The organism is Kaistia terrae, assembly GCF_026344005.1.
GTDB lineage: Bacteria > Pseudomonadota > Alphaproteobacteria > Rhizobiales > Kaistiaceae > Kaistia > Kaistia terrae.
This window is the reverse complement of the sequence record NZ_JAPKNH010000002.1, coordinates 96,383-120,950: the sequence shown is the minus strand read 5'-3', so window position 1 is coordinate 120,950 and position 24,568 is coordinate 96,383. Positions and strand designations below refer to the sequence as shown.

Sequence of the window (24,568 nt, the reverse complement as noted above, 5' to 3'; positions counted from 1 at the left end):
GCGATCTTCCTCAGCGCGCGAGTACGGATTTAAGGACGCGGCGCAGTTCGGCCGCCGGATCGGCGGCAAGCGTCTCCGAACGCCAGGCGACGTGATGGTCTGGCCGGACGAGCAGGCAGCCGGCGTCGCGGATCTCGCTGGCGCGGGCCCAGTCGCCGGTATGATCCTCGACGCCGCGACGCGGCCCGATCACCTGGGTGCGGATCGGCAGGCCGAGCTCCGCGCCGACCGTCTCGGCCGCCTCGACCCACGCTTCGCCGCCAATGCCGGTCAGGATGGTGAATTCGCCATGGCCGCAGAGATCGAGCGTCGAGACCTTGCGGCCCGAGCGCTCGAACACCCAGACATGCGGCAGCCGCGCGCCGGGCCAGGTCGTCGGCGCATAGTGCAGTTCGCGATCCTTCTCGAAGGCCGGCTCCGCCTGGCCGTCTGTCACTGCGGCATTCGAGGCATAGCGCTGGTTCATCTCGACGCCATGCGCGTCGAACTCGTATTTCTTGAAGGCCATCGCCTTGCGCAGTGCTTCGCGCTGCGCTTCGCCGGCGGCGGTCGCGTCGCAGCGCGCGCCCATATTCTTCTGGATCTTCTCGTGGTCGACGCCGCCATCCATGCCGAGGGCCTCGAAGATCGGCCCGAACTCGCCGATCGACTGGTTGGCGCGCGTCACGATCTGGCGCGCGATCGGCGCGCGCTCGACGGTGTAGCTGTCGAGCAGGCCGAGGCCAGCCTGGCCTTTGACCACCTTGGCGAGCTTCCAGGCGAGGTTGAAGCCGTCCTGGATCGAGGTGTTGGAGCCGAGGCCGTTCGACGGCGGATGCCGGTGCGCGGCATCGCCCATGATGAAAACGCGGCCTTTCTGCATCTCGGTCGCGAAGCAGTTGTTCACGGTCCAGGTATTGGCGCCGAGCAGCTCGATCTCGAGCGCGGGATCGCCAACCAGCTGGCGCGCGACCTCGGTGGCCAGTTCCGGCGTCACCACCGGCGGCGGCTGGTTGATGTCATAGCCCCAGACGATCAGCCACTCGTTCCAGGGGCGGACCATGCGCACGAGGCCCATGCCGATGCCGCCGACGTCGGCGCCGGGCTGCATCACCCAGTAGAGGACGCTCGGTCGATGAGCGACATATTTCGAGAGGTCGGCGCGGAACAGGATGTTCATCGAGCCGCCGACGCCCATCTTGCCCTCGAACGGCAGGCCCAGATGCTCGGCGACGAGCGAATTGCCGCCATCGGCGCCGACCAGGAACTTCGAGCGAACGGTGAAATCCTTGCCCGAGAGCCGGTCGCGGCAGGTGGTGGTGACGCCGTCCGCATCCTGGACGTGGCTCACATATTCCGTACTCATCCGTGCCTGCGTGCCGCGCGAGCAGGCCGTCTTGAACAGGATCGGCTCCATGAAGGTCTGCGGCAGGTCGTTCATCAGCGACGGCGACGACAGCAGATGCTCGGCCTTCGAGAGCGGGTGCATGCCCCAGCTCTTCATGCGGCCGATCTCCTCGCCGGCCAGGCTTTCGCAGAACACGTTCTCGCCCATCAGTTCCTGCGGCGAGGCGTGCATCACGGCTTCCGCCTCGACGTCCGGGCCGAGGTCGCGCAGCACTTCCATCGTGCGCTGGTTGGTGATGTGGGCGCGCGGCGTGTTGGACAGCCAGCGGTAGCGGTTCACCACCATGTTGGCGACGCCATAGCTGGAAAGCAGCGCCGCCGTGGCCGAGCCAGCCGGGCCCGTTCCCACGATCAGCACGTCGGTTTCGATATCGACCATCAAATTCCTCCCTCGATCTTCAACCCGACCAGCTTGCGGCGGACGGGAAATAGGTGCAGGCCGCTGCGGGCGGAGATCAGCCCCCACAGCCCCTTTGGCGCGAACAGCATCACGGCAATGGCGATCAGCCCGAGCGTCATCAGGTACCAGCTGCCGTAATCGGCCAGCGCCGAGCGCAGGACGAAGAAGACGAGCACGCCGAGGATCGGCCCCTCGATGGTGCCGATGCCGCCGATGACGACGATGAAAATGACGTAGGCGGTCCAGTCGGTGACCGCGAAGGCGGCATCCGGCGAGATCCGTGCCGTCTGCATGAAGATCAGCGCGCCGGTTAGCCCGGTGGCGGCGGCGGCGATCAGGAAGACCGCCCATTTGATCCGTCCCGCATCGACGCCGACAGAGCGCGCCGCCTCGACATTGTCGCGCACGGCGGAGAGCGCCAGGCCGAGCCGGCTGCGCAGCAGCCAGTAGATCCCGCCGGTCACGGCGACGACGAGCACCAGCGCCAGCCAGTAAGCGAGGATGTCGCGTGCCGCCGCCTCGCGGACGCTGAACAGCGCGCGGATCAGATCCGTGCCGAGGATGTTGCTGGTCGCCTCGCGCGGCAGCGACGTGCCGGTACCGCCGCCGAGCGTCTTCCACTGCGCGACCAGTAGGCGCGTCACCTCGGCGATCACCCAGGTGCCGATGGCGAAATAGGCGCCCTGCAGACGAAAGGCGAAATAGGCGGTCGGGATCGCCAGCAGGAGCGCCGCGAGTCCGCCGAGCGGAATCGCCCAGACCGGGTTCCAGCCAAGCAGGATGACGCCGGCGAACATCGCATAGGCGCCGATGCCGACAAAGGCCTGCTGGCCGACCGAGACGAGGCCGCCATAGCCGGCGAGCAGGTTCCAGATCTGCGCCAGCGTCAGCATGGTGAGGATGAAGAACAGGTCCTGGATGACGCCGCGCGAGGCGAAGGCCGGCAGCGCCATTCCGGCGATGACGAGGACCAGCACGGCGATCGCTGTGGCGGTTCCGGCGCGGGTTCGGGTTGTCAGTCTGTACATGCCGCCCTCAATCCACGGCGCGCGGGAACAGCCCGCGCGGCTTGAGCAGCATCACGACCAGGAAGGCGATGTGGCCGGCGAGGATCTGCCATTCCGGGTTCACCGCAGCGCCGAATGTCTGCGCGACGCCGATGATCACGCCGCCGGCCAGCGTCCCCCACAGGCTGCCGAGGCCGCCGATGATCACCGCCTCGAAGGCGTAGATCAGTCGCGCCGGGCCGATCGACGGATCGAAATTGGAGCGCATGCCGAGATAGAGCGCGGCGATCGTCACCACGACCATGGCGATGCCGGTCGCCATGGCGAAGATCCGCTTCGGCTCGATCCCCATCAGCCCCGCCGTCACGGCGTCGTCCGAGGTGGCGCGAAACGCCCGGCCGAGCGCGGTGTGGTAGAAAAGGCCGTTCAGGGCGACGATGACGACGATCGCCGAGGCGAAAGTGAGCAGCGGCATCACGCCGACCGTCACCAGCCCGAGATCGAGCGAAGCGCCTTCGAGGCTGCCCGCCGGAATGCGGCGGCTGTCGGCAGAGAAGGCCTCGAGCAGGCCGTTCTGCAGCGCGACCGACAGGCCGAAAGTGACGAGCAGCGGCGGCAGGATGTCCTTGCCGAGCACCCGGTTCAGCACCACGGTCTGCAGCAGCCAGCCCAGCCCGAACATCAGCGGCATCGCGACGAGCGCCGCGATCCACGGCGACAGGCCGAGCAGCGTGACGCCCATCAGCACCAGATAGGCGGCGAAGACGATGAGGTCGCCATGCGCGAGATTGACCAGCCGCATGATGCCGAAGACGAGGCTGAGGCCCGCCGCGAATAGCGCATAGAGTCCGCCGAGAAGAATGCCCTGCACCAGGGTGTCGAGCCAGATCATGCCGCCTCCCCGAAATAGGCGGTGTGGATCTGCTGGCGGCTGACGTCGGCGGCCTTCGCCGTCAGCGTCACGCGGCCTTCCATCATGCAATAGACGCGGTCGGCGACGGCGAGCGCCTTGCCGATATCCTGCTCGACCACGACGATCGCGGCGCCGCCAGCGCGGATCTTCGGCAGGGCGGCGTAGATGTCGCGGATGACTACCGGCGCGAGGCCAAGGCTGATCTCATCGCAAAGCAGCAGTTCGGGGTTCGACATCAGCGCCCGGCCGATCGCCACCATCTGCTGCTGGCCGCCGGAAAGCGCGGTACCGGGATTCCTGCGCCGCTCGCGCAGGATCGGAAACAGCTCGTAGATCGCCTCCAGGTTCCACGGGCCCGGCGCCTTGCGCACCTGCCCGCCGATCAGGAGGTTTTCCTCCACGCTGAGCGAGGGAAACAGCCGGCGGCCCTCTGGCACCATCGCGATGCCGCGCTTCATCACCTCGGCCGAGGACAGCGCGCCGATCGGCTCGCCCCGGTGCAGCACCATGGCCGGTTCGTTGCGGATCACGCCGGTGATCGCGCGCATCAGCGTCGACTTGCCAGCGCCGTTGGCGCCGATGATCGCCACGCATTCGCCCGCGGCGACGGCGATATCCACGCCGAACAGGGCGCGGAACTGGCCGTAATTCGCGGTGAGGCCGTGGGTTTGAAGCAGCATCAAACCTCTAGCCCCAGATAGATCTCGCGCACTTCCTTCGAGGCCATGATTTCGTCCGGCGCGCCGATGCCGATGACGCGGCCAAAATCCAGCACAAGCAGCCGCTCGACCACTGAAGTCAGCGCATGCAGCACATGCTCGATCCAGATGATCGTGGTGCCGCGCGCATGGATGGCGCGGATCGTTTCAACCAGCGCCTTGCATTCGCCCTCGGTCAGACCGCCAGCAATCTCGTCGAGCAACAGCAGTTCCGGCCCGGTCGCGAGCGCCCGGGCAAGCTCCAGCCGCTTGCGGTCGAGCAGGCTGAGCGAGCCGGCGACGACATTCGCCTTCTTCAGAAGCTCGGTCTCCTCGAGGATGCGCGCGCAGGCATCGACCATGTCGGCCTCGCGTCCGCCCCGACCGAAGGCGGCGGCGGTGAGCAGGTTCTCGAACACGGTGAGCCCCTCGAAAGGCTGCGGGATCTGGAAGCTGCGGCCAACGCCCATCCGCACACGCTCCATCGCGGGAGCGCGGGTGACGTCACGGCCGAGGAATTCGATGCGGCCTTCATTCGCCAGCACATTGCCGGTGATCAGGTTGAACAGCGTCGACTTGCCGGCCCCGTTCGGGCCGATGATGCCCAAGGCTTCGCCGCGCGGCACAGAAACGGTCACGGCATCCGTAACCTTCAGCGCCCCGAACGACTTCGAGACATTTTCAAGCCTGAGTATCATTGCTGCCATCCTTGGGCGCACCTTGGGAGCCGGATGGATCGGGGGCGGCGACCTGCGCCGCCCCCGATCCAATTCAGGCCAGGGCTTCCATCTTGCCGGCGGTGGGGATCTCGGGAGCGGTGGCGTTCTCGACGATCACCAGATCGAAGCCGCCGCCGTCCTTCTTCCGCCACTGACCGCCGACAAGCGGCGTCTTGCAGACGTTCTTCGCCGCGAAGGGCGGCACGCCGACGCCGTTCCACGCCACCTTGCCGACGACCGTCGACATGTCGGTGGCGGCAATGGCGGCCGCGATCGCCTCGGCATCGGTCGGATCCGAGACCCGGCCCATGACATTCGCCGCCACTTCGAACAGCGAATGGGAGAAGCCGATCGGCTGCGTCCAGGGGCGCTTGGTCTTGGCGGTGAAATCCGCCGCCAGCTCGGCCGAACTCTGCCCCGTGATCGACGACTTGAACGGATGCGAGGCCGACCACCAGACTTCCGAGGACAGGTTGTGGCCCGCATCGCCCAGTGTCTCGACCGATTGCGGGAATAGGATCGCCTTGGCCACCGTCACGGCCTTCGGCTTGAAGCCCTGCTGACGCGCCTGGTTCCAGAAGGTGGTGAAGTCAGGCGGGATCACGACGCCGGTGACGATCTCGGCATTGGCTGCCTTGAACGCATTGACCTGCGCGGTGAAATCATCCGAGAGGTTCTGGTAGCGGCCGGGATCGGTCAGGCTGAAGCCGGCCGCTTCCAGGCCAGGCTTCAGGCCGTTCTTCGGGTCGCCCCAGGCATTGCCGTCGGCATCGTTCGGGAACAGGCCGCCGACCTTGCCATTGGTGTCGAGCTGCTTCCACATGCCGGTATAGACGGCGATGATGTCTTCCAGCCCCCAGAAATAGTGGAAGGCGAAGTCGAACGGCTTCCACGTCGACGGGTCGCCCGGATTGCCCTGCTGGCCGATGAACCAGGGCTGCCACGGCGCCGTGGTCGAGATGACGGGCATCCCTTCCGCTTCGCAGGTGGTGGCGACAGGATTGGTGTTTTCCGGCGTCGAACCGACGAGCATCAGATTGATTTCGTCGTCGACGATCAGGCTTTTCGCCACCTCCGCCGCGCGGTTCGGGTTCGACTGGCTGTCCTTGACGATGACCTCGAAATTCTTGCCAGCGTCGGAATCCAGAAATGCCTTTATGTTATACGCGTCGCTCTCCGCGAAGCCGGCCAGCGGGCCGGTCTGCGGCGAAACATAGCCCAGCCGGATCTTGGCGCCCTGCGCGATGGCAGGGGCGGCAAGGCCCGAAGTGGCAAGGGTGAAACCCGTCGCCGCCGAGGCTTTCAACAAGCTCCGTCTCGTAATCATGTGTTCCTCCTCCCTCTTGCTTCTTCTCAGCCCCCCGGACGGCGTCCCTCCCACGCCGCCTGGAGGAGTTCCCGTATCGATCCCGGGTCTATTGGCCTCGGGTTCGTGTAGGCATTCTTGACGGCGATCGCCGTGGCGCGGTCGAGATCGCTCTCCTCGATCCCGAGCGCCTTGAGGCTCATCGGCGAGCCGACGGTTTGCGCGAAATCCCATAGCTCGCCGCCGGCCGAGCCGCCGCCGAACGTATCGGCGATCGGGCGCAGCAGATCGGGCACTGCCTGCTCGTTGAAGGCGGTGGTGTAGGGCAACAGGATGGCGTGGGTTTCGGCATGCGGCGTGTCGAACGAGCCGCCGAAGACATGCGCGAGCTTGTGGTGCAGCGCCATCGAGACATAGCCGAGCGCCGTCGAGCAGCACCAGGCGGCGTAGAGCGCCTTGGTCCGGGCGCTACGGTCCTGCGGATCCTCGATCAGGCGCGGGATGCCGTCGCGAAACGCGACCATGGCGTCGCGGCACATCAGCTCGATCACCGGGTTGCGGTCGGGCGCGTAGAACGCTTCCATCGCATGGGCGATGGCGTTCATCGCCGAGGTGACGGTTAGGCCGACCGGCAGGCTCAGCGTCAGGTCGACATCGTAGATCACCGTTTCGGGACGAATATCCGGCGAACGGCGCGTCGTCTTCTCGCCGGACGCGGTCTCGCCCAGGATGTCGGTCATTTCCGAGCCGGCATAGGTGGTCGGGATCACGACCTGATCGGCGCCGGTGCGAACGGCGATCGCCTTGCCGAGACCAGTGGTCGAGCCGCCGCCGAGACTGACTACCGCTGTGGCGCCGCTGGCGCGGAACGCTTCCACCGCCGTCTCGGTCACCTCGACCGGCGTATGCATGACGGCGCCCGCGAAGATACCGCTGGCGAGGTCTCCCAGGCTTTCCGCCAGCTTTTCGGCATCCGCCTTCTGGTGCGGCGTCGACAGCACCAGAACCTTGTCATGACCGAGCCGGCGCACTTCCTCCTGCGCGCGCGACAGCGTGCCGGCACCGAAAACAACCCGCGTCGTCAGGCCCGGGAAAATGAAGCTGTCCATCATCGCGCCGCCTCCATGCGCGGGCTGCGCCCGGCGCTCAGATCGGTGAGGATCCCGCCCAGCATGGCGATCTCGGCATCCGAGACCTCATGCCCCCGACGCGGGAACAGGTCAGCGCGGAGACTCGCGCCCTTACGGCCGAGCGACTGCGCCGCATCGGCAAAGGCAGAGACGGGAATCCAGGGATCGGCGTCGCCGCCGGACAGATAGACCGGCAGCCCGGCCGGCACGGCCTCGGCGCGCCCATCGGCGGGAACGCCGACGCGGCAACCGGTGAAGGCGGCCAGCGCCTCCGGAGGCGGCAGCCCCGCGCAGAGATATTCAATGGCGAGGCAGGCCCCTTGCGAAAAGCCAGCCAGCAGCAGCGGTCGTCCCGGCAGTTCGCCACGCACAGCGGCGACGGCGGCGGCGAGATGGTCGAGAGCCCCGGAAAGCTGCGCCCTCGCAACCGGTGTCAGAGGATCGACGGCCCGCGCATCCCACCACGCGCCCTGCGGGGCGCGCGGCAGGACGAAGGCCACGTCCGGCGCGGAAAGCCGCGCCAGCACATGGGACTGCATCTCTTCCGGCGATTGGCCGCGGCCGTGGACGAAGACGCAGATCGCCTTCGCCTCCGGGGCCCGTGAGCCAAGCCTGAGCGGACCGCCGCCTTGGATCATGCGAATTCCGCCTGCTCCAGGCCTTCGCGCAGCTCGCTCTCGCGATCCTTGAACCACGGCGGGAACACCAGCGTCTTGCCGATCGCGCCCGGAGGCTCGTCCTTGGCCCAGCCTTCGGGCGTCGTCCAGGCAAGCTCGAACAGCGCGCCGCCCGGCGAGCGGACATAGCAGGACTTGAAGTAATTGCGGTCCTTCTGCTCGGAGATATCGGTGAAGCCGAGGCCCTCGATATGCGCGCGCAGCTTCAGCTGGTTTTCCTCGTTGCCGGTGTTGAGCGCGAGATGGTGGATCGTGCCGCCGGCCAGCGTCCAGGTTCCCTGCGCGCTGTCCCGGTCGACGATGACCTCGACACGCTGGATGACGCCGGAGGCGTCCGGCACGCGGTAGACGAGACCCTCGTGATTGTCGGCCTCTTTCTCCAGCGGCAACGCAATGGTCAGGAAGTCGTCCATGGCGGTGCGGTCCATCACGGCGACGACGCTGCCATAGATGCCCTTGATGCCGTGATCTTTGCCGATGCCCTGTGCGGCGTTGGTGATCGGCTCGCGCGGGTCGCTTTCGCTTTCCACCAGCTCATGCGGGATGCCGCAAGGATGGGCGAAGGCCACGCGGGTGGCGCCGAAGCGGGTGATCTTGGCGGCTTCGATGCCGCGTGCATTCAGCCGATCGACCCAGAAATCGGCGGCGCCGACCGGGATCGATTGCAGGATGGCGCGCGACTGGTTGGTGCCGCGACGGCCATAGACCGCCGGCTTGCGGAACGGGAACGTCGTGATGATCGTCGAGGCGTCGCCATTCGGCGAGCCGTAATAGAGGTGGTAGACCGGGATCACGCCGTCGAACAGGACGGTCCGCTTCACCGAATGCAGGCCGAGCGCCTTGGTGTAGAAATCAAAATCTTCCTGCGCGCTGTCGGTCGACATGGTCAGGTGGTGGTAGCCGCTTACACGGGCCATCGGTTCATCTCCTCCCAGAGGTTCCGGTTTCGCCCTGCCGATTCGGGCAGAGCACAAGGTTGAGGTCGAGCGCGCACTTCCGCTTTCCTCCAAGGGGTGGCAGCGCGCGGAATTCGGCCATGAGTTCGGGTTTGACCCCGAAAATCGCATCCCGGCCGATCGCGGGATCGGATTGGTCGAAGATGTGAGTGGTCAGCGTCTCGAAGCCCTCGGCCGAGACGCGAAAATGGATATGGGCCGGCCTTTCGAGGCCGAGGCCGAGCGCCGACATCAGCTGGCCGACAGGCCCATCGGCCGGCAGCGTGTAGCCCTTCGGCTTCACCGTCTTGAAATGGAAGCGCCCCTGCGCATCGGTGCGGAAACGGCCGCGAAGGTTGAATTCGGGCTGCCGGTCCGGCTCCTGGTTCTCGTAGCGCCCTTCGGAATTGGCGTGCCAGACCTCGACCGTCGCGCCGCCAATGCCCGAACCATCCAGGGCCAGGATCCGGCCAGAGACATCCAGCGGCTCGCCCTTGCCGTCGCGAGAAATATTCGCGCCGGACGACATCTCGGGGACGTCGGAGCGGTAGAACGGCCCGGCCACGGTGTTGGGCGTCGCGCCGGCGGGACGCGGGTTGTTCTGGTCCTCGATCAGCGAGGACACGCCGAGGACATCGGCGAACAGAACCCATTCCTGCCGCCGCGCATCGGCGTAGTGGCCAACCTCGGTGAGAAAGTCGATGGCAAGCCGGAATTCGTCGCCGGAGGGACGGAGTTCCGCGATCAGCGCGTGCAGTCCACCCACGGTCGCCTGTGCGGCCGCTGCCAAACGGGATTGCCCTATTGCGTCCAGACGCCGCGAGAATTCCCTCGCCTGCGCCGAGATTGCATCGGCGGAATCTTCCTCGTGCGGACCCTCGTGCTGGCCGTGCATTCCGCCGGGGCCTCCCTTCCCCTTGCCAAACGGGATAGCACGGCCCTGTCCCACTCTTGATGAGTTCTACGCTCCCCGGTATAGCAATTTGCTATGCGATTGAACGAACGCCATCTCATGCAGCTTGCCGCGGTGCTCGATGCCGGCGGCGTATCGGAAGGCGCCGCGATGCTGGGCCTGACCCAGCCTGCCGTCAGCCGGTCGCTTGCCATGCTGGAAGCGCGTGTCGGCGAACCGCTTTTCCTCAAGGGGCGCCGTCCCCTGCAGGCAACGCCACTCGGCTCGCAACTGGCGGCCCAGGGGCGCACGATCATCGCCGCCTCGCGCAAGGCGTCGGATGCCGTACAGGGCTTCATGAAAGGCACCAAGGGCGTCGTCCGCGTCGGCGGCGTGCCGTTCTTCATGGATGCGATGATCAGCCGGATGATCGGCGAGTTCCAGAACCTGGAACCGGAAGTCACCGTCCAGCAGAGCTATCTCAACCTACCGGAGATGGTCGCCGCTCTGGAAGGGCACCAGATCGACCTCGGCATCGTGCCGATCGGCGTGCTGGACCTCGGGCCCGGCTTCGAATTCACGGAAATCCTGCCGGGACGCAATATCGTCGCCTGCCGACCGGATCACCCGCTGCTGCGCAATCGCCGCCTGCAGGCGCATGACCTGACCAGCTTCCCCTGGGTAGCGCCCCTGCCCGGCTCGCCGCTGATGTCGGATCTGCAGATGATCCTGATGAGCATCGGCATGTCGGATCTGAACGTGCGCTATTCCGGCGGGTCGCTGATGAGCGTCATCAATTTCCTGGCCGAGACCGATGCGCTCGCCGTACTGCCCTTCTCGGTCGTCTTCGCCCAGCGCAAGGAAAACCGGGTGACGGTGCTGCCCTATGAAATCCCGCAGCCGAACCGCTCGCTCGGCATCCTGCGCCGGGTCGGTGGCCCACGTTCACCCGCGGCAGAGCGCTTCGCCGGGCATGTCACGACCGCCTTCGAAAACCTGAAACACATCATCAAGCGTCACGAAAACGCCGTCGTCTGGGGCCGCTAGCCAACACGGACGCTTCCGGCTGCGGCCGATCTCCTGCACGTGGTTGCCAAGGGTGCCCTGGACGAGCAAAAACAACGGAGATCCCGCGCCAGGGCTAGCTTCGCCCTGGTCGGCTTGGTACAGATTTTGCTGTCCAACGTTATTTGCACATCCCTTTTTTACGGGCGTTTTTAATAATGCTTTCGAACTTTTCACCTGCCCTTTCGACGATGCACAATCGAACCAAGGTGAAACCGGCACGCAACCGTCTCGTGCCGTTCGGAATTGGGCGCTCGATACTGAACGCACTGAGCTGCTGTGTGGTTTCCACAATGTGGATGCCAACTGGCCCAGCGATGGCGGCCGATATTTCGGCCATTGAAGATCAGGAAGCTGCCCGGGCCATACCCTCCCCGCAGCAGTGGCAGTTTACCGTCGCCCCTTATGTCTGGGCTTCAGGCGTAGCGGGTGATCTTTCCTATCGCGGCATTCCGGCCGTTCATCTGGAAGCACCATTTTCGGATCTTCTCGACGATCTTAATTTCGGCGGCATGCTGGTCGGGGAAGCGCGATACGATCGGTTCGTGCTGTTCTCGGACTTGATAGATCTTAATCTTTCAAGGGAAGTCCGCCCCTCAAGCCTTCCGGTTGAGATCGATGTCGGCATCAACCTGTTCGAATGGACTCCGATGGTCGGATATTCCGTCGTCAAGACGGATGACTGGAACCTGGATGTGATGGTGGGCGCGCGTGTTTGGGCCGTCGACCTCGATACCACCCTTGCTGTGGGTAGCGCCCTAAGCGCCAGTGTCGACGAAAGTGAAGTCTGGGTGGACGCCATGGTGGGTGTCAAAAGCCAATATGCCCTGACCAGCAACCTCTTTCTGGCCGGATGGGCCCTGGCTGGCAGCGGCGGCTCGACATTCACCTGGGACCTGCTCGGCAGCGTCGGATACAAGTTTACCGACAGTATCTGGGCCATGGCGGGGTATAGAGCGCAGGGTGTTGACTATGAGAGCGGCCCCTTCAAGTTCGACACGACAATGCAAGGACCGGTTGTCGGAGCGACATTCAAGTTCTAGCCAGCGGAACTATCGAGGCGCGCAAAAGGTCCTCATGCCCGACTCTCTTTCATCGACAGCACAGCCCCGATGAAGAAGCAGAGCGCGCCGAGCAGGAGGTGGCTGTTCGACGCATCGATGATCCACGCCGCCTCCGGGCCCGTCGGGACATAGGCCAGGATACCCGAGGTCATGAAGGCGACGCAGCCGAGCAGATTCACGAACACGATCTGCCAGGCGAGATCCTTCGGCTTCCAGCTCCAGTATCCATGGCTTGATTCAAGAAAAGCGAGATAGCCGGATACGAGGAACAGGACAGACCCGATCACATCGGGCGTCCATACCGCCAGATCCTGCACGAACGCACGGTTGGACACGATGATGGCATTGAAGGTGCTAACGTTGAAGGCGAGCGTGCCGATGAACTGCGTAAAGGTACTGAGCCAGCCCGGACTGCGTGGATTCCAGCCGATCAGTTCAATCGACTCCTGGCCGCGCGCGACCGTTCCGTCGGCACGGAAGGCCGGCGTGTTCGCCGCCTGAAAGTGTTGCAGATAGCCGGCAATGGTGAAGGGCACCGAGCCGAGGAACAAGACGACGTTGATGGCAAAAGTCGACGGCGCCACGTCGGTCGGGATCAGCGAGAGCAAGCTACCCAGCATGAACAGAAGCGAGCCGACGGCAAAGAAGGCGCCTGTGGTCCAGTTGTAGCGCGCGCTCTGCCAGAACGGCAGCGCGTTGACATCCTCGCCGCCCAGGCCCTTGCGATGCTGCCGCGCTCCCCGGACGGTTCGCCGCCCTGCCTGAATGAAGCTGTAGCGCGTGACGAACGGCCAAGGGCCTTCGCCGCGGACCCCGCCGCCGTCCGGCTCGCGTGGCGAAACGTTCATGCGCCCACCCTCGCGTCAGCCACGTAGACGCCCCGCGAAAAAATCGCGGGGCGATGGGATGCAGATATGGGCACTCAGGCGGCCTTCGGGGCCTTCAGAACCGCGGTCGCGTCGGTCGCGCCGGCCTCATCAAGCCGATCGAGCGGCAGGACGGCCGGAACCTTCAGCTCGGCCAGCGCCTTCAGATCGAACGAGGTGAAGTTGAGGCTCTTGTAGTCCCGTACGTAGAAGACCTTTCGGTCGAGGTCGGAAAGACTCGTCCAGCACGTGAACTCTGTCGCGTAAGGCTCGGATCCCTTCTGCTCCAGCCCGGCCACTTCCATATGACCGCCACCGTTCTGGCTCGGATAGTCGATCGACACGCCGCGCGGGCGGTCGAAATTGTTCATCACATGGGCGAGCGTCGTCACCGCGAGGTCCGGCGTCGCCGCCTTTTCGGTGAACTGCGCATAATACGCCGCGCGGACAAAACGGCCGACCGAGGTGCTCGAGGATGGCAGGCCCGCCGTGGCGATGCCCGAATCTGGCTGCGCCGCCTTGTAGCTGCCGAAGGTGGCAGAGGACTGGTCGACATTGGACAGGAAGGTGTAATTGTCCAGATTGGTCAGGTGCCAGCTGAACTTCGGCCCGTTGGTCATCACGCCGACCGGGTTGTCGTAGACCGTCATGACGCCGTGATCGAACTCGATCACCAGCGAAGCGCCGGTCGCGTCATGCACGACATAGTGGAAGGGCGATACGACGCCGCCAAGCAAGGCCAGCGGCTGCAAGGCGATCGGTTGATCGGCCAAGGCCGCCTTGACCTCGGCGACGGTCGCAAACTGGCTGAGCGCCCAGCTCCCGAGATCGGACGCCGACAGAACCGACTTCGTCACCTCCGCTGATTGCTGCTTGCCGGCAGCGGTCGGGTAAGACAGCAGGCTGAAGGTCAGGCCCTGATCGTTCAGGCCTTCCAGCACCTTCAGATCGGCAATCTCGATCGGCGCGTCCGCTGTCGGCACGCGGCAGGGCATCGCCACCGCCAGAACGCCGAAGCGCGCGCTGTATTTCAGTGGCGCATCGCCTTCGACTTCCGAAATCGTCTCGAAGCCGGCGGGAAAATAGGTGATCTGGTAGGGCAGATCGACGGTCAGTTCGAGCGTCCGGCCGAAATAGACCTTGCCGCTGGCATCCTTGTAGCCAAGGGACGTGCACATCTCTGCACTGTTCTCCGTAATCGGTTTGACAGACAGCCTGCCAATACCCAGCCCCTCGTGGGCCAGGCATTGGAAGCCGGTTCAGTTGTGGTTGAAGCCGCTCGCCTCTTCACCCGTCATCGGCTTTGCGACCGGATGCTTCACGAAAAAGTCCAGGCTTCGTTTCAGGTCTTCCAGCAACAGATTGGCAAGGTCGAAGCTGACGCCGTGGCGAACCAGGATGCGCTGGATCACGAGATCCTGGCGGTCAGCCGGCATCGAATAGGCCGGCACCTGCCAGCCGCGGCTGCGCAGGCGGTCGGCGAGATCGTAGAGCGTGTAGCCGCCAATGCCAGCCTCGTCCTTGAGCTTCCAGCACAGCGCCGGGATGCCGCTCTGGCTATCGCCGTCGAACAGGATCTCGAACGGGCCCATCGCCGCGATCTCGCGCGCCAGATACTGCGCCGTCGAATAGCAGGCATTGTGGACCTTGGCGTAACCCTCACGGCCGAGCCGGAGGAAATTATAGTACTGCGCGATCACCTGCCCGCCGGGACGGGAGAAGTTCAGCGCGAAGGTCGGCATGTTGCCGCCGAGATAGTTGACGTTGAAGACGAGTTCTTCCGGCAGGTCGGCCGCTTCGCGCCACACCACCCAGCCCACGCCCAGCGGCGACAGGCCAAACTTGTGGCCAGACGCATTGATGGACTTTACCCGCGGCAGGCGGAAATCCCAGGCGATGTCGGGAGCGCAGAATGGGGCGAGGAAGCCGCCGCTGGCGCCGTCGACGTGGATCGGGATGTCGAGCCCCCTCTCCGCCTGGAGGCGGTCGAGCGCATCGCTGACCGCCTTCACCGGCTCGTACTGGCAGGTGAAAGTGACGCCCATGGTTGGCACGACGCCGATGGTGTTCTCGTCCACCCGCTTCAGCACCTCCTCGGCATTCATGATCAGCCGATCGCCCTCGAGCGGGATCTCGCGGATCTCGACGTCGAAATAGCGCGCGAATTTGTGCCAGCAGATCTGTACGGGACCGCAGATCAGGTTCGGCTTGTCGGCGGGAAGGCCGGCGGCGAGGCGCTTCTTGCGCCACTGCCACTTCAGCGCCAGACCACCGAGCATGGCCGCCTCGGATGAGCCGACCGTCGAGCAGCCGATCGTCGTGCGAGCATCCGGCGAATTCCACAAATCCGCCAGCATGGCCACGCAGCGCGCTTCGATCTCGGCCGTCTGCGGATATTCGTCCTTGTCGATCATGTTCTTGTCGATCGACAGCGCCATCAGATCGCGGATCTCGTCATCGACCCAAGTCTGGCAGAAGGTTGCGAGATTCTGGCGCGAGTTTCCGTCCAGCATGAGTTCGTCGCGTACCGAATTGAAGACGTGACGCGGCTGCCGCTCTTCCGCGGGGAACGCAAACTTCGGCAGGCTCCCCGAAAGGTCCGTGGACCCATAGATATCGTCCAGAAGATCGGCACGCAGACCGGAGTCCAAGGTTTCTGACATCAAGATTCGCCCTTCCCAGAAAGGTAGTGAAGACATGGCCGGACCCGATTAACGCCGCTGTGGCTCCGGCCGGCAAAAGCGGGATGCAGACGCGGCCGCACCGCCTTCAGCCCGGGTCCTCGTAAGTGCCGGCGACCATTCGCAAGAGCGCGGAGAGCGGGAGCCGTTCGTCCGTTCCGCAGGATAGCAGGGGCCCGCGACAAGCAAGAAGGAGCGCCGTTTCGGGGCATGAAGACGTCCCTCCCAACAGGTCGATCAGAGGGACGCGTAGAACGCCGCAGCCTGGGCCCTCGAACTGACCGCCAGCTTCTTGAGGATTTCGATCACATGATAGTCAACCGAGCGCTTCGACTGGCCGACGATGATCGCGATCTCCGAGTTGGATTTTCCATTCGCAATCCATTTGAGCACTTCACGCTGAAGGGAGGAGAGCGACTGCAACATTCCGTTTACTGCGGGCGCATCTCCGGAAAACAGACCCAGCGACCTCGCGCGTTCCTTGGCGACCATTCCGATAATCGTCGCGGCATGGACAGCATCCTTGTCATGCTCTCTGTCCGCAAACGACAGAAACGTTAACGCGCCAACCATCCCCGACTGTCCGCCCATCGGGATTGTAATGCCGCTGAAAATACCGGCGTGCTCTATATATTCCAGATAATCATCGTGCCGCACCTTCCAGGTGGGCCTCTGCCAGTACAGAGGACCGGTACCGGTCGCCGCATATTCCAGCAGTGGATCACGCTCGGACCACCCGTCTCGTTCATAGGCAACGAGGTCGTCATAGGACCAGTTGGTCAAGGTCGGATTGGTCATGAATTCGCGCTGGGCGCGCTTTTCGCATCCGAGATTAAAGCTATCGAATCCCAGCAATCCAGCAGACGCGTTGATAGCCCTGCGCAACTCATGCTTGTCATCCGCATTGCATATGCTCGCCACAACCCCCGATGTGATTTCAAGCAAATTCAAATCCGCAACTCGCACTGAATATACTTAGCAATCGTAATAATATTTACAGTATTACTTAAAATTTATAATCTATAAAATTTAGCATGGAGCACGATTCAGGTCAACCGTTCGAACGGGCAGTTGACCTGTGGCTGTTGCCGCCCATAAGCTTGAACAATGGGGGTGTTGCATCGGTTTTCTGTGAAATTCGAGCTTCAATTTTTTGTTCTGAGCGTGATATTTCGCTGGGGTGTGCGATCATTTCATTACTTCTGGATGAAGGCGACGAACGCCTTCTCGCCGACAACAGGCAGTTGGTCACCGGTGTCGAGCTGCAGCCGTGGTGCTGCAAGGCCACGGCGCGATAACATCCGCGAGCGGGGGCGGCCGTCATGTGCGCTCCCATGTCGATACTTGCGCCCCAATGTCGATACTCTCGACGGCGCTTCGATGAGGCCGTGGAACACATCGACGTCAGCGCACCAAGCTTGTTTCCCCGGTCGCATGCCTGCATCCGCCACACCTGACCGTCATCTTCAAAAAGGGAATCTCGATGACCGATCTGCCACAACCGATCCGCGGCACGCAGGGCGCAACCATGGTTGGCCCGCGCAATCCTGAGATCGAGGCGCAAAACCCCGACATCTTCATGCCGCCCGAGACCGACAATGGCGGCATCCCGAACCTGAAGTTTCCTTTCTCGCTCGCTCATAACCGCATGGAAGATGGCGGCTGGGCGCGTGAGGTCACGCAGCGCGAAATGGGCTCGCTGAAGTCGCTCGCCGCCGTGGACATGCGTCTCGGACCGGGCGTCGTCCGTGAGATGCATTGGCACAAGGAGGCCGAGTGGGCCTATGTGCTGCAAGGAAGGGTGCGCTTCTACCTTGTTGATTCCGATCGGAACACGCTGGTCGAAGATCTTGGCCCCGGCGACATGTGGTTTGCGCCGGCCGGCATCCCGCATGCGATCCAGGGTCTCGAGGAAGGCACCGAGTTCCTGCTGGTTTTCAACGACGGCAATTTCTCCGAAAACGAGACGCTGCTGATCACCGAATGGATGGCCCACACGCCGCGCGAGGTTCTGGCGAAGAATTTCGGCGTGCCGGAGACCGCCTTCGACAACATTCCGAAGTCCGAGAAGTACATCTTCCGCCTGCCGGTTCCCGGCCCGATCGAGGAAGTTCGCAAGGAGCTCAACGCCAAGTCGATGGTCGGCAGCTATGTGTTCCGCAACGCCGATGCTCCCTCGACCAGTTTCCCCGGCGGATCGACCAAGGTCATCGATTCAAAGCTCTTCCCTGCGACGTCGCTTTCGGCGCTGATCATCGATCTCGAGCCCGGCGCCATGCGGGAAATGCACTGGCACCCGGACGCGGACGAGCTGCAGTATTACACCAAGGGCAAGGCGCGGATGACGGTGTTCAACGCGGTGAACGCCGCGCGCACCTTCGACTTCCAGGCAGGCGACGTCGGCTGCGTGCCCAAGGCGCTCGGCCACTATATCGAGAACATCGGCGACGAGCCGATGCAGGTGATCAACGTATTCAGTACCGACGTCTACAGGGACATATCGCTGGGCCACTGGATGGCGCTGACGCCGAAGTCGCTGGTTCAGGGACATCTCGACGTCGATAGCGTGCTGATGGACGCACTGACCCAGACCGACCGGAAGGTCGTCCCGGGCTAAGCACCTAATTGATCCGGCATGACCGGCGGATTCTTCCGCCGGTCATGCCGCCAGGGTGCCTGCGACCCAGCCGCTTGCCCTCATCGCAAAAGGATTTCCCGTCCTCGGCCGATTCCCGGTCGCGTTCGCGGTCCACCAAGCTTGGCTTTTGCCGGCGAACAACCTCCGGACACTCGACACATGACCGCGATCATCCAGGACATCGTCTCAATCTTCTTCGTTCTCGCGCTCGGATATTTCTCGGGCAGGAGAAGCGCCTTCACGCAGGACCAGGCCGGCGCGCTGCTGAAGGTGGTCTTGAACTACTGCCTTCCGGCCACGCTTTTCGTGTCGATCGTGCGCTCGACACGGGCGGAGCTGTTCGCCGAATGGAACATGCTGCTCTCGACCTTCATCGTGCTGATCGTCTCGCAGGTCGTTGTCTTCCTCGCGGCGATGTATGTGTTCAAGCACAATCATCGGGAATCCGGCATTGCCAGCCTGGTCGCCGGAGCACCGACCGTCGGCTTTCTCGGCATCGCGGTGCTTTCGCCGATATACGGGGCCGAGGCCGGCCTGACGGTTGCCATCGTCGCCCTGATCGTCAACGTGATCATGGTGCCGATCGCCATCTTCCTGATCGCCCCGGAGGGGCAGAAGCCCAGCGCGGCGCTGGTCAACGCGATCAAGCAGCCGGTGGTGCTCTCGCCGCTGATCGCCGTCGTTCTCGTGCTCCTGAACGTGCACGTCCCGGGCTGGTTCCTGCCGCCGCTCAGCCTGATCGCCCACGCCAATTCCGGTATCGCCGTGTTCGCGGCCGGCCTCGTGCTCTCCGCCCACAAGCTGACCGTCAATGCCGAGGTCCTCTGGAACACGCTGGTCAAGCTGGTGCTGGCTCCCGCCGCGATGCTGATGCTGGCCTTGGCCTTCGGCATCTCGGGTGCGCACCTTGAGCAACTTGTGCTGCTCGTCGCCTTGCCGACGCTCTTCACCGGCATCGTGCTCTCCGGCCGCTATCAGCTTTATGTCGAGCTGGGTTCGTCGACGCTGATCACAACCACGGTGCTGTTCGCAGCCGCCGCGCCTGCGTGGATAGCAATCGTCAGGGCGATATCGAACTAAGCCAAAGAGCCCAAAACTAGCCGGCGCGTGAAACACCCGGTCTTGTCGCTAGGAACCTTGATGGTCCGGCGCGGCAAGACCGGGTGCTGGCCGCCGAATCTGACCGTCGTTCTGAATACGAGGGCTCTCTATGAGGCCGAGATTCCCATTCGCTGAATCGCTCAGCGATAAAGCCTTGTGCGACTGGTTGTTATAGTTGTCGTGGTATGACACATCGACTAACGAGCGAGTCCGGAGCCCTCCCTTCCGTCTCAGGGGCCACCTTTTCTGCGGTTCAATTGATGATCTCGAACGAAGCTAAATCCATACGCGGCGCCGGAGACGCAGAGATCGTCCTCCAGACCGACCCGGTTCGCATGGCGTTCGGCCGGCTGGCGACCCTGTTCGGCGCCGCCCTGCTGCTCGGCGGATGCACGAACGCCGGGGCGCCCACGATTGCCATGTATGGAGCCTATTTCCCATCCTGGCTCGCCTGCGCGCTCGCCGGCATTCTCGGGGCCGTCGTCGTGCGACTGATCTTCATTCCTCTCGGGCTCGACGACGTGCTCCCCATTCGCCTGCCAGTATACGTGGCCGTCGCCGCAGCGATCGGGTTCTCCGTATCGCTGCTCGGCTTCGGGAGGTAGTGGGTGACGCCAGCACGCAAGTCCTTGATCGGAAAACTGGCCGGAATCCTGGTCAGTCTCGCCATCCTCGCGGCCGCGGTGGTTCTCGGCCGACAATATTTCGCCAACGCCGACCGCAACCCCCTCTCGCAGGACGCTGTTCTAAGCGCCAATGTCGCAAAGATCGCCTCTGCCGTTCCGGGCCGAATTGCGACTATTGCGGTCCAGGAAAACGGCGCCGTCACGAAGGGCGAACTTCTGTTCTCGCTCGATGCCGAGCCCTACAAGTTGCAGGTCGCGCAGGCAGCGGCGGACCTCCAGATCGCGGAAGCGGCCTATGCCGACAAGCAGCGCGCGGTCAGCGCCGAGCGCTCCAACGCGGTTATCGCCCGCGAACAGATCACGCGCGCGCAGTCCAATCTCGATCTGGCGACCCAGACCCTTGCCCGCCTCCAGTCCCTGCGACCCAAGGGCTATGTCAGCGCCCAGCAGGTCGACGATGCAGCGACCGCCAAGCGCGACGCCGAAGTGAGCCTCCGGCAGGCGCGCCATCAGGAAGCAGCGGCCGAGTCCCTTGTAAGTGATGTCGCGGCGGCGGCAGCCCTCGTCGCGGCGCGCAAGGCGGCGCTCGCCATCACCGAGCGCGCGCTCACCGACACAGAGGTTCATGCGCCCTTCACCGGCAAGGTGGTGGGCCTGACGGTTTCGCCGGGCGATTTTGTGCTGACGGGCCAGTCCGTTTTCACGCTGATCGACACCGACGCCTGGTATGCGTCGGCGACATTCCTCGAAACGGAGCTTCCGTCCATCCAGATCGGCGACTGTGCAACCGTCTATGCCCTCGCCGACCGGACGCTCCCGATCAAGGGACGCGTCGAGGGCGCCAGTTGGGGCGTCATGTCGGAGGAAGTCATCAACCTGCCGCGCGCCCTGCCGATCGTGCCGAAAAGTCTCGACTGGGTACGGGTCGCGCAACGCTTCCCGGTTCGCGTCCGCCTGATTGATCCGCCAGACAACCTGATGCGCATCGGCGCCTCCGCGACGGTGACCGTGCATCATGGACAGGACTGCTAACTCTGCCTGGTGGGCGATAGTCCGCCAGGCCTGGTCGGATCTTCAGCCCTTCCCCGGGCGGTTCGGGATGGCCTGGCGCATCGCGCTGCTGTGCGCGCTCTTCGCCGGCGTCGCAATGATCTACAAGATCCCGGAATCGGCGATCGGCTGCTATTTGATCATCTTCCTGGCCCGCCCGAACGGCGCCGAGTGCGTTGGCCAGGCGATCGGCCTGATCATACTGGCCAGCGTCGTCGTTCTCGGCATGGCGTCCCTGGTGGAAGCGACGGCCGATTCCGCCTTTCTCCGCATTCTGCTGATGGCAGCATTCTCCTTCGTCTTCGTCTTTCTCGGCGCTGCCTCGCAGCTCGGCGAGATCGGCTCCATCATCGCGCTCGTCATCGCGTTCATCCTGTCGCTGGTCGATCAGGTCCCGGCGGGAGAGGTCGTCACGCGCGGCCTGCTCTATGCCTGGCAGATGGCCTGCGTGCCCATGGCGATGATGATCGTCTTCAACCTCATCTTCGGCACCTCGCCACACCGCCTGCTGAGGGAAACGGTCACGGAACGGCTTTCTGCCGCCGCCACCGCGCTCGAACAGCCCGGCCCGGCCGGCGCCGCCGCGCTCCGTGCCCCTCTCTCCGAGGGCAATGCCGAAGTCGGCAAGCGCGGCATGCTGGCCACGATCTTCCATACGGCACCCGGCGGGACCGTCACATGGCTCCGCGGCGCTGCGATGAACAGCTATCGCCTGATGCTCGCCGTCGCTGCCCTGCCCGCCGACGCCGCGAGCGACGTCCGCGCGGATCTTGCGCGCCGCTGCCGGGCCGCCGTCGCGACGATCACCGCGGGAAATCGCCCGACAGGCCGGACAGACGCGACGCCCACAGGCCAGCCGACACTCGATACGATCGGCAAGATGCTGGACGACCTCGCGATGCCGAACGGCGGATCGGACGCCAAGCCCGCGAACCCGCCATTTCTGGCTAAGGATGCCTTTACCAATCCCGACTATCAACGCTATGCGCTGAAGACGACCGCAGCAGCGATCAGCTGCTACCTGATCTATTCGCTGATCAACTGGCAGGGCATCCACACGGCCATGATCACCTGCTATGTCGCAGCGCTCGGAACCACGGCGGAAACCGTTCACAAGCTGACGCTGCGCATTCTCGGCTGCCTGATCGGTGCTTCGATGGGCTTCCTGTCCATCCTGTTCGTGATCCCGCATCTGGAATCGGTCGGCGGCCTGATGGCGCTCGTGTTTTGCGCCATTCTCGTCGCCGCTTGGGTATCGACGGGCAGCGAGCGCATTTCCTATGCGGGCGTTCAGATCGGCCTGGCCTTCCTGCTCACCGTCCTGAACGGCTTCTCGCCCAATCTCAGCATGGAATCGGGCCGCGACCGCATCATCGGCATTCTTCTCGGCAACGTCGTGGTCTATCTCTTTTTCACCGGACTCTGGTCAAAGAGCGCCGTGGTCGAAGCCCGCGAGCGACTGGCGCGCGCCCTTGAGGCGCTGGCCCAACTGGCGCGGCTCGACCGACCGGCACGATCGGTGGCGTTGGCCGAAGCCGACAGGGTCGAGACGGAAATGGAGGCTGCCTACCAGCAGCTGGCCCTTCTCCCCTTCGAGCCGGCATCGCGGCGCCCTTCCGACGCGCGCATCGCCGACGCCGAGCGGCTGACCGACGAAACGCGCGCGCTGTTGCCCGTTCTGATGTTCAGCGCCGAGGAGACAGCGGGCGTAGCCGACCGGCTCTCCTATTTGGCGCGCCGGATCGGCGTTTCAGAGCACGAGACGGCGCCGACAACGATGCCACCACCCGACGGCACGCCATCCGGCGAGATCGCGCCCCGGCTCAAACGGATCGAAAATCTTACCGAGGAGTTGGCGGCATGAGTTGGCGTTCGGTCCTCGGCTTTCGAACGCTCCGGCGACAAGGCGCGATGGCGCTCTTCTGCACGGTGCTTGCCGCATGCACCACGCAGATGCTGGAAAATGCGCCGCCCGATCCTGCCAAGCCCTGGCAACCGAAGACGACCGGATCGAGCACCGGGACGGCACGCCCCACCGCCGACTTCGGCGTCGAGGGCCCGCCGGAGGTTTCCGCTCTTCAGCCGACGCCGGGCATATCCAGCGACAAGTCATACGGGCTTGCCGAACTCATCGACATCGCCCAGACCCGCAATCCGCTGACCCGCGTCGCCTGGCAGCAGGCGCGGCAGGCTGCCTTGGCGGCCGGCATGGTCGAGGCGACCTATCTCCCCTTCATCTCGGCCAATGTGATTGCGGGACGACAGGAGGTCACGCAGCCACTACCGATCCCGATCAACGGCCGGGATCAGGTTACGACTTCTGTCGATGGCGTATCGCCGCAGATCGCCCTGCAATGGCTCGTCTTCGATTTCGGCCAGCGCAGCGCGCTGCATACGGCGGCGCGGCACAATTCGGATGCCGCCAACGTCCTCTTCAACGGCGCGCACCAGACGATCATCTACGACGTCACGCAACGCTACTTCCTCTATGGCGCCGCGCGGAACCGCGTCCAATCTGCACAACAGAGCCTCTCCAACAGCCGCAAGATCGAAGACGCGGCTCAGGCACGCTCCCAGAAGGGTATCGGCACCACGGTCGAACTCGCGCAGGCGCGGCAGGCCGTGGCCCAGGCGCAGTTCGGCCTCGTGCAGGCCCAGGGCACCGAAAAGGATGCCTATCAAGCCCTCCTCGGGGCAATGGGTGTCTCGCCAATGACGAAAATGCGCATCAAGGAGCCCGGCTCCCGACGTCTGCCGCAGGATGTCGGCAAACCGACAGAGGCGATGATCAAGGCGGCGCTCACGCGTCGGCCGGACGTCCTCGCCAGCTTCTCCGCCATGAAAGCGAGCGAATCCGGTATCAAGGCGGCCCAGGCGGAGCTCATGCCCAAGGTGTTCCTCGGCGCTGTGGCCGCGACCGGCAACACCAATCTGAGCGATTCGGGCCTGCCGACAATCGGCCAGCAGGCCTCCGCCTCGGGCGTCATGATCGGCGCCACATTGCCGCTCTTCGACGGCGGTCTCCGGCAGGCACAGCTGGCCAATGCGCAGTCGCTCGCCGCCGCGAGCGCTGCGACTTTCGAGAAGACGCGCGACGCGGCCGCGCGGGAAATCGTTGTCAGCACGGAAGCGCTGCGTTCGGCCCTCGCCTCCCACAGGGCGGCGTCTGCCCTGACCCAGGCCTCGGCCGTCACCTACGACGCCGCGCTCGACTCCTATCGTGTCGGCATCGGCAACATCACGACGGCAACGGCGGCCAATAGCGGCCTGCTGGCAGCACGGCAGGGCGAGGCCGATGGCTACACCGCCTCGCTCGTCGCGGCAGCCAATCTCGCCTTCGTTCTCGGCGCCATGACGTCGGGCGATTCCGTCACGCAGCGGTAGACCTTTCGGCCACCCAGCGAACCGATGACG

Annotated in this window: 22 protein-coding genes; 8 read left to right on the top strand and 14 right to left on the bottom strand. The window is 64.4% G+C overall.

Features of this window, described 5'->3' with window-relative positions; translation table 11 throughout:
• Window positions 1-10: 10 nt before the first annotated feature.
• The 10 genes from OSH12_RS05725 to OSH12_RS05680 all read right to left on the bottom strand — a co-directional run bounded on the left by OSH12_RS05725 (window position 11) and on the right by OSH12_RS05680 (window position 10,066).
• Window positions 11-1,765 carry an FAD-dependent oxidoreductase gene (locus OSH12_RS05725; RefSeq protein ID WP_266342566.1) on the bottom strand — a complete coding sequence of 585 codons (1,755 nt, stop codon included), beginning with the start codon at window positions 1,763-1,765 and terminating at the stop codon, window positions 11-13.
• On the bottom strand, window positions 1,765-2,814 hold the full coding sequence (locus OSH12_RS05720) for a branched-chain amino acid ABC transporter permease (RefSeq protein ID WP_266342565.1): 1,050 nt from the start codon (window positions 2,812-2,814) through the stop codon (window positions 1,765-1,767). Before OSH12_RS05720 ends, OSH12_RS05725 begins: the two co-directional genes overlap by 1 nt.
• 7 nt (window positions 2,815-2,821) lie before the next feature.
• Window positions 2,822-3,685: a branched-chain amino acid ABC transporter permease gene (locus tag OSH12_RS05715; RefSeq protein ID WP_266342564.1), complete on the bottom strand. Its 864-nt coding sequence runs from the start codon at window positions 3,683-3,685 to the stop codon at window positions 2,822-2,824.
• On the bottom strand, window positions 3,682-4,386 hold the full coding sequence (locus OSH12_RS05710; RefSeq protein WP_380223106.1) for an ABC transporter ATP-binding protein: 705 nt from the start codon (window positions 4,384-4,386) through the stop codon (window positions 3,682-3,684). Before OSH12_RS05710 ends, OSH12_RS05715 begins: the two co-directional genes overlap by 4 nt.
• Window positions 4,386-5,102: an ABC transporter ATP-binding protein gene (locus OSH12_RS05705; RefSeq protein WP_266342562.1), complete on the bottom strand. Its 717-nt coding sequence runs from the start codon at window positions 5,100-5,102 to the stop codon at window positions 4,386-4,388. The genes OSH12_RS05710 and OSH12_RS05705 overlap by 1 nt, the downstream gene beginning before the upstream one ends.
• 73 nt (window positions 5,103-5,175) lie before the next feature.
• Window positions 5,176-6,450, bottom strand: a complete 1,275-nt coding sequence (locus OSH12_RS05700; RefSeq protein WP_266342561.1) for an ABC transporter substrate-binding protein — start codon at window positions 6,448-6,450, stop codon at window positions 5,176-5,178.
• A gap of 26 nt (window positions 6,451-6,476) precedes the next feature.
• Entirely contained in the window at window positions 6,477-7,541 is a 1,065-nt protein-coding gene (locus OSH12_RS05695) for a maleylacetate reductase (RefSeq protein ID WP_266342560.1), read from the bottom strand.
• Complete coding sequence (locus OSH12_RS05690) at window positions 7,538-8,197, bottom strand: alpha/beta hydrolase (protein ID WP_266342559.1); 660 nt, start codon at window positions 8,195-8,197, stop codon at window positions 7,538-7,540. Before OSH12_RS05690 ends, OSH12_RS05695 begins: the two co-directional genes overlap by 4 nt.
• Complete coding sequence (locus OSH12_RS05685) at window positions 8,194-9,153, bottom strand: VOC family protein (protein WP_266342558.1); 960 nt, start codon at window positions 9,151-9,153, stop codon at window positions 8,194-8,196. Before OSH12_RS05685 ends, OSH12_RS05690 begins: the two co-directional genes overlap by 4 nt.
• Before the next feature lie 4 nt (window positions 9,154-9,157).
• The gene (locus OSH12_RS05680; RefSeq protein WP_266342557.1) at window positions 9,158-10,066 is read right to left on the bottom strand and encodes a dioxygenase family protein; all 909 of its coding nucleotides are present in this window, start codon (window positions 10,064-10,066) and stop codon (window positions 9,158-9,160) included.
• A 93-nt stretch (window positions 10,067-10,159) separates the two neighbouring features.
• On the opposite strand from OSH12_RS05680, the gene OSH12_RS05675 reads away from it, so the two are divergent.
• Together OSH12_RS05675 and OSH12_RS05670 are read left to right on the top strand one after the other, a co-directional pair.
• Window positions 10,160-11,110 (top strand): LysR family transcriptional regulator, encoded by a 951-nt coding sequence (locus OSH12_RS05675; RefSeq protein ID WP_266342556.1) that lies wholly within the window; start codon window positions 10,160-10,162, stop codon window positions 11,108-11,110.
• Between the two features lie 176 nt (window positions 11,111-11,286).
• Complete coding sequence (locus OSH12_RS05670; RefSeq protein WP_266342555.1) at window positions 11,287-12,171, top strand: hypothetical protein; 885 nt, start codon at window positions 11,287-11,289, stop codon at window positions 12,169-12,171.
• A 32-nt stretch (window positions 12,172-12,203) separates the two neighbouring features.
• Here OSH12_RS05670 and OSH12_RS05665 read toward each other — a convergent pair whose 3' ends face one another.
• The 4 genes from OSH12_RS05665 to OSH12_RS05650 form a co-directional block, all read right to left on the bottom strand.
• Window positions 12,204-13,040: a hypothetical protein gene (locus OSH12_RS05665; protein WP_266342554.1), complete on the bottom strand. Its 837-nt coding sequence runs from the start codon at window positions 13,038-13,040 to the stop codon at window positions 12,204-12,206.
• A 74-nt stretch (window positions 13,041-13,114) separates the two neighbouring features.
• Entirely contained in the window at window positions 13,115-14,236 is a 1,122-nt protein-coding gene (locus OSH12_RS05660; protein ID WP_266342553.1) for a linear amide C-N hydrolase, read from the bottom strand.
• Window positions 14,237-14,317: 81 nt separating this feature from the next.
• Window positions 14,318-15,721: a glutamate decarboxylase gene (locus tag OSH12_RS05655; RefSeq protein WP_266342552.1), complete on the bottom strand. Its 1,404-nt coding sequence runs from the start codon at window positions 15,719-15,721 to the stop codon at window positions 14,318-14,320.
• Window positions 15,722-15,976: 255 nt separating this feature from the next.
• The gene (locus OSH12_RS05650) at window positions 15,977-16,684 is read right to left on the bottom strand and encodes a helix-turn-helix transcriptional regulator (RefSeq protein ID WP_266342551.1); all 708 of its coding nucleotides are present in this window, start codon (window positions 16,682-16,684) and stop codon (window positions 15,977-15,979) included.
• Window positions 16,685-17,222: 538 nt separating this feature from the next.
• On the opposite strand from OSH12_RS05650, the gene OSH12_RS05645 reads away from it, so the two are divergent.
• From OSH12_RS05645 to OSH12_RS05620, 6 genes are all read left to right on the top strand, one after another.
• Window positions 17,223-18,356, top strand: coding sequence for a cupin domain-containing protein (locus tag OSH12_RS05645; protein ID WP_266342550.1), 1,134 nt, complete (start codon window positions 17,223-17,225; stop codon window positions 18,354-18,356).
• A gap of 180 nt (window positions 18,357-18,536) precedes the next feature.
• Window positions 18,537-19,457, top strand: coding sequence for an AEC family transporter (locus OSH12_RS05640; RefSeq protein ID WP_266342549.1), 921 nt, complete (start codon window positions 18,537-18,539; stop codon window positions 19,455-19,457).
• Window positions 19,458-19,738: 281 nt separating this feature from the next.
• Window positions 19,739-20,083, top strand: a complete 345-nt coding sequence (locus OSH12_RS05635; protein WP_266342548.1) for a YtcA family lipoprotein — start codon at window positions 19,739-19,741, stop codon at window positions 20,081-20,083.
• 3 nt (window positions 20,084-20,086) lie between these two features.
• A complete protein-coding gene (mdtN, locus tag OSH12_RS05630; protein ID WP_266342547.1) occupies window positions 20,087-21,136 on the top strand; it encodes a multidrug transporter subunit MdtN in 1,050 nt (349 codons plus the stop codon).
• A 67-nt stretch (window positions 21,137-21,203) separates the two neighbouring features.
• Window positions 21,204-23,018, top strand: a complete 1,815-nt coding sequence (locus OSH12_RS05625; RefSeq protein WP_266342546.1) for an FUSC family protein — start codon at window positions 21,204-21,206, stop codon at window positions 23,016-23,018.
• A complete protein-coding gene (locus OSH12_RS05620) occupies window positions 23,015-24,538 on the top strand; it encodes a TolC family protein (RefSeq protein WP_266342545.1) in 1,524 nt (507 codons plus the stop codon). Before OSH12_RS05625 ends, OSH12_RS05620 begins: the two co-directional genes overlap by 4 nt.
• The last annotated feature ends 30 nt before the right edge of the window (window positions 24,539-24,568 follow it).

Bases quoted from the DNA above. Each gene is read 5' to 3' on its own strand.
- OSH12_RS05725 (WP_266342566.1), bottom strand. From the start codon at position 1,765: ATGGTCGATATCGAAACCGACGTGCTGATCGTGGGAACGGGCCCGGCT.
- OSH12_RS05720 (WP_266342565.1), bottom strand. From the start codon at position 2,814: ATGTACAGACTGACAACCCGAACCCGCGCCGGAACCGCCACAGCGATC.
- OSH12_RS05715 (WP_266342564.1), bottom strand. From the start codon at position 3,685: ATGATCTGGCTCGACACCCTGGTGCAGGGCATTCTTCTCGGCGGACTC.
- OSH12_RS05710 (WP_380223106.1), bottom strand. From the start codon at position 4,386: ATGCTGCTTCAAACCCACGGCCTCACCGCGAATTACGGCCAGTTCCGC.
- OSH12_RS05705 (WP_266342562.1), bottom strand. From the start codon at position 5,102: ATGATACTCAGGCTTGAAAATGTCTCGAAGTCGTTCGGGGCGCTGAAG.
- OSH12_RS05700 (WP_266342561.1), bottom strand. From the start codon at position 6,450: ATGATTACGAGACGGAGCTTGTTGAAAGCCTCGGCGGCGACGGGTTTC.
- OSH12_RS05695 (WP_266342560.1), bottom strand. From the start codon at position 7,541: ATGATGGACAGCTTCATTTTCCCGGGCCTGACGACGCGGGTTGTTTTC.
- OSH12_RS05690 (WP_266342559.1), bottom strand. From the start codon at position 8,197: ATGATCCAAGGCGGCGGTCCGCTCAGGCTTGGCTCACGGGCCCCGGAG.
- OSH12_RS05685 (WP_266342558.1), bottom strand. From the start codon at position 9,153: ATGGCCCGTGTAAGCGGCTACCACCACCTGACCATGTCGACCGACAGC.
- OSH12_RS05680 (WP_266342557.1), bottom strand. From the start codon at position 10,066: ATGCACGGCCAGCACGAGGGTCCGCACGAGGAAGATTCCGCCGATGCA.
- OSH12_RS05675 (WP_266342556.1), top strand. From the start codon at position 10,160: ATGCGATTGAACGAACGCCATCTCATGCAGCTTGCCGCGGTGCTCGAT.
- OSH12_RS05670 (WP_266342555.1), top strand. From the start codon at position 11,287: ATGCTTTCGAACTTTTCACCTGCCCTTTCGACGATGCACAATCGAACC.
- OSH12_RS05665 (WP_266342554.1), bottom strand. From the start codon at position 13,040: ATGAACGTTTCGCCACGCGAGCCGGACGGCGGCGGGGTCCGCGGCGAA.
- OSH12_RS05660 (WP_266342553.1), bottom strand. From the start codon at position 14,236: ATGTGCACGTCCCTTGGCTACAAGGATGCCAGCGGCAAGGTCTATTTC.
- OSH12_RS05655 (WP_266342552.1), bottom strand. From the start codon at position 15,721: ATGTCAGAAACCTTGGACTCCGGTCTGCGTGCCGATCTTCTGGACGAT.
- OSH12_RS05645 (WP_266342550.1), top strand. From the start codon at position 17,223: ATGACCGATCTGCCACAACCGATCCGCGGCACGCAGGGCGCAACCATG.
- OSH12_RS05640 (WP_266342549.1), top strand. From the start codon at position 18,537: ATGACCGCGATCATCCAGGACATCGTCTCAATCTTCTTCGTTCTCGCG.
- OSH12_RS05635 (WP_266342548.1), top strand. From the start codon at position 19,739: ATGATCTCGAACGAAGCTAAATCCATACGCGGCGCCGGAGACGCAGAG.
- OSH12_RS05625 (WP_266342546.1), top strand. From the start codon at position 21,204: ATGGCCTGGCGCATCGCGCTGCTGTGCGCGCTCTTCGCCGGCGTCGCA.
- OSH12_RS05620 (WP_266342545.1), top strand. From the start codon at position 23,015: ATGAGTTGGCGTTCGGTCCTCGGCTTTCGAACGCTCCGGCGACAAGGC.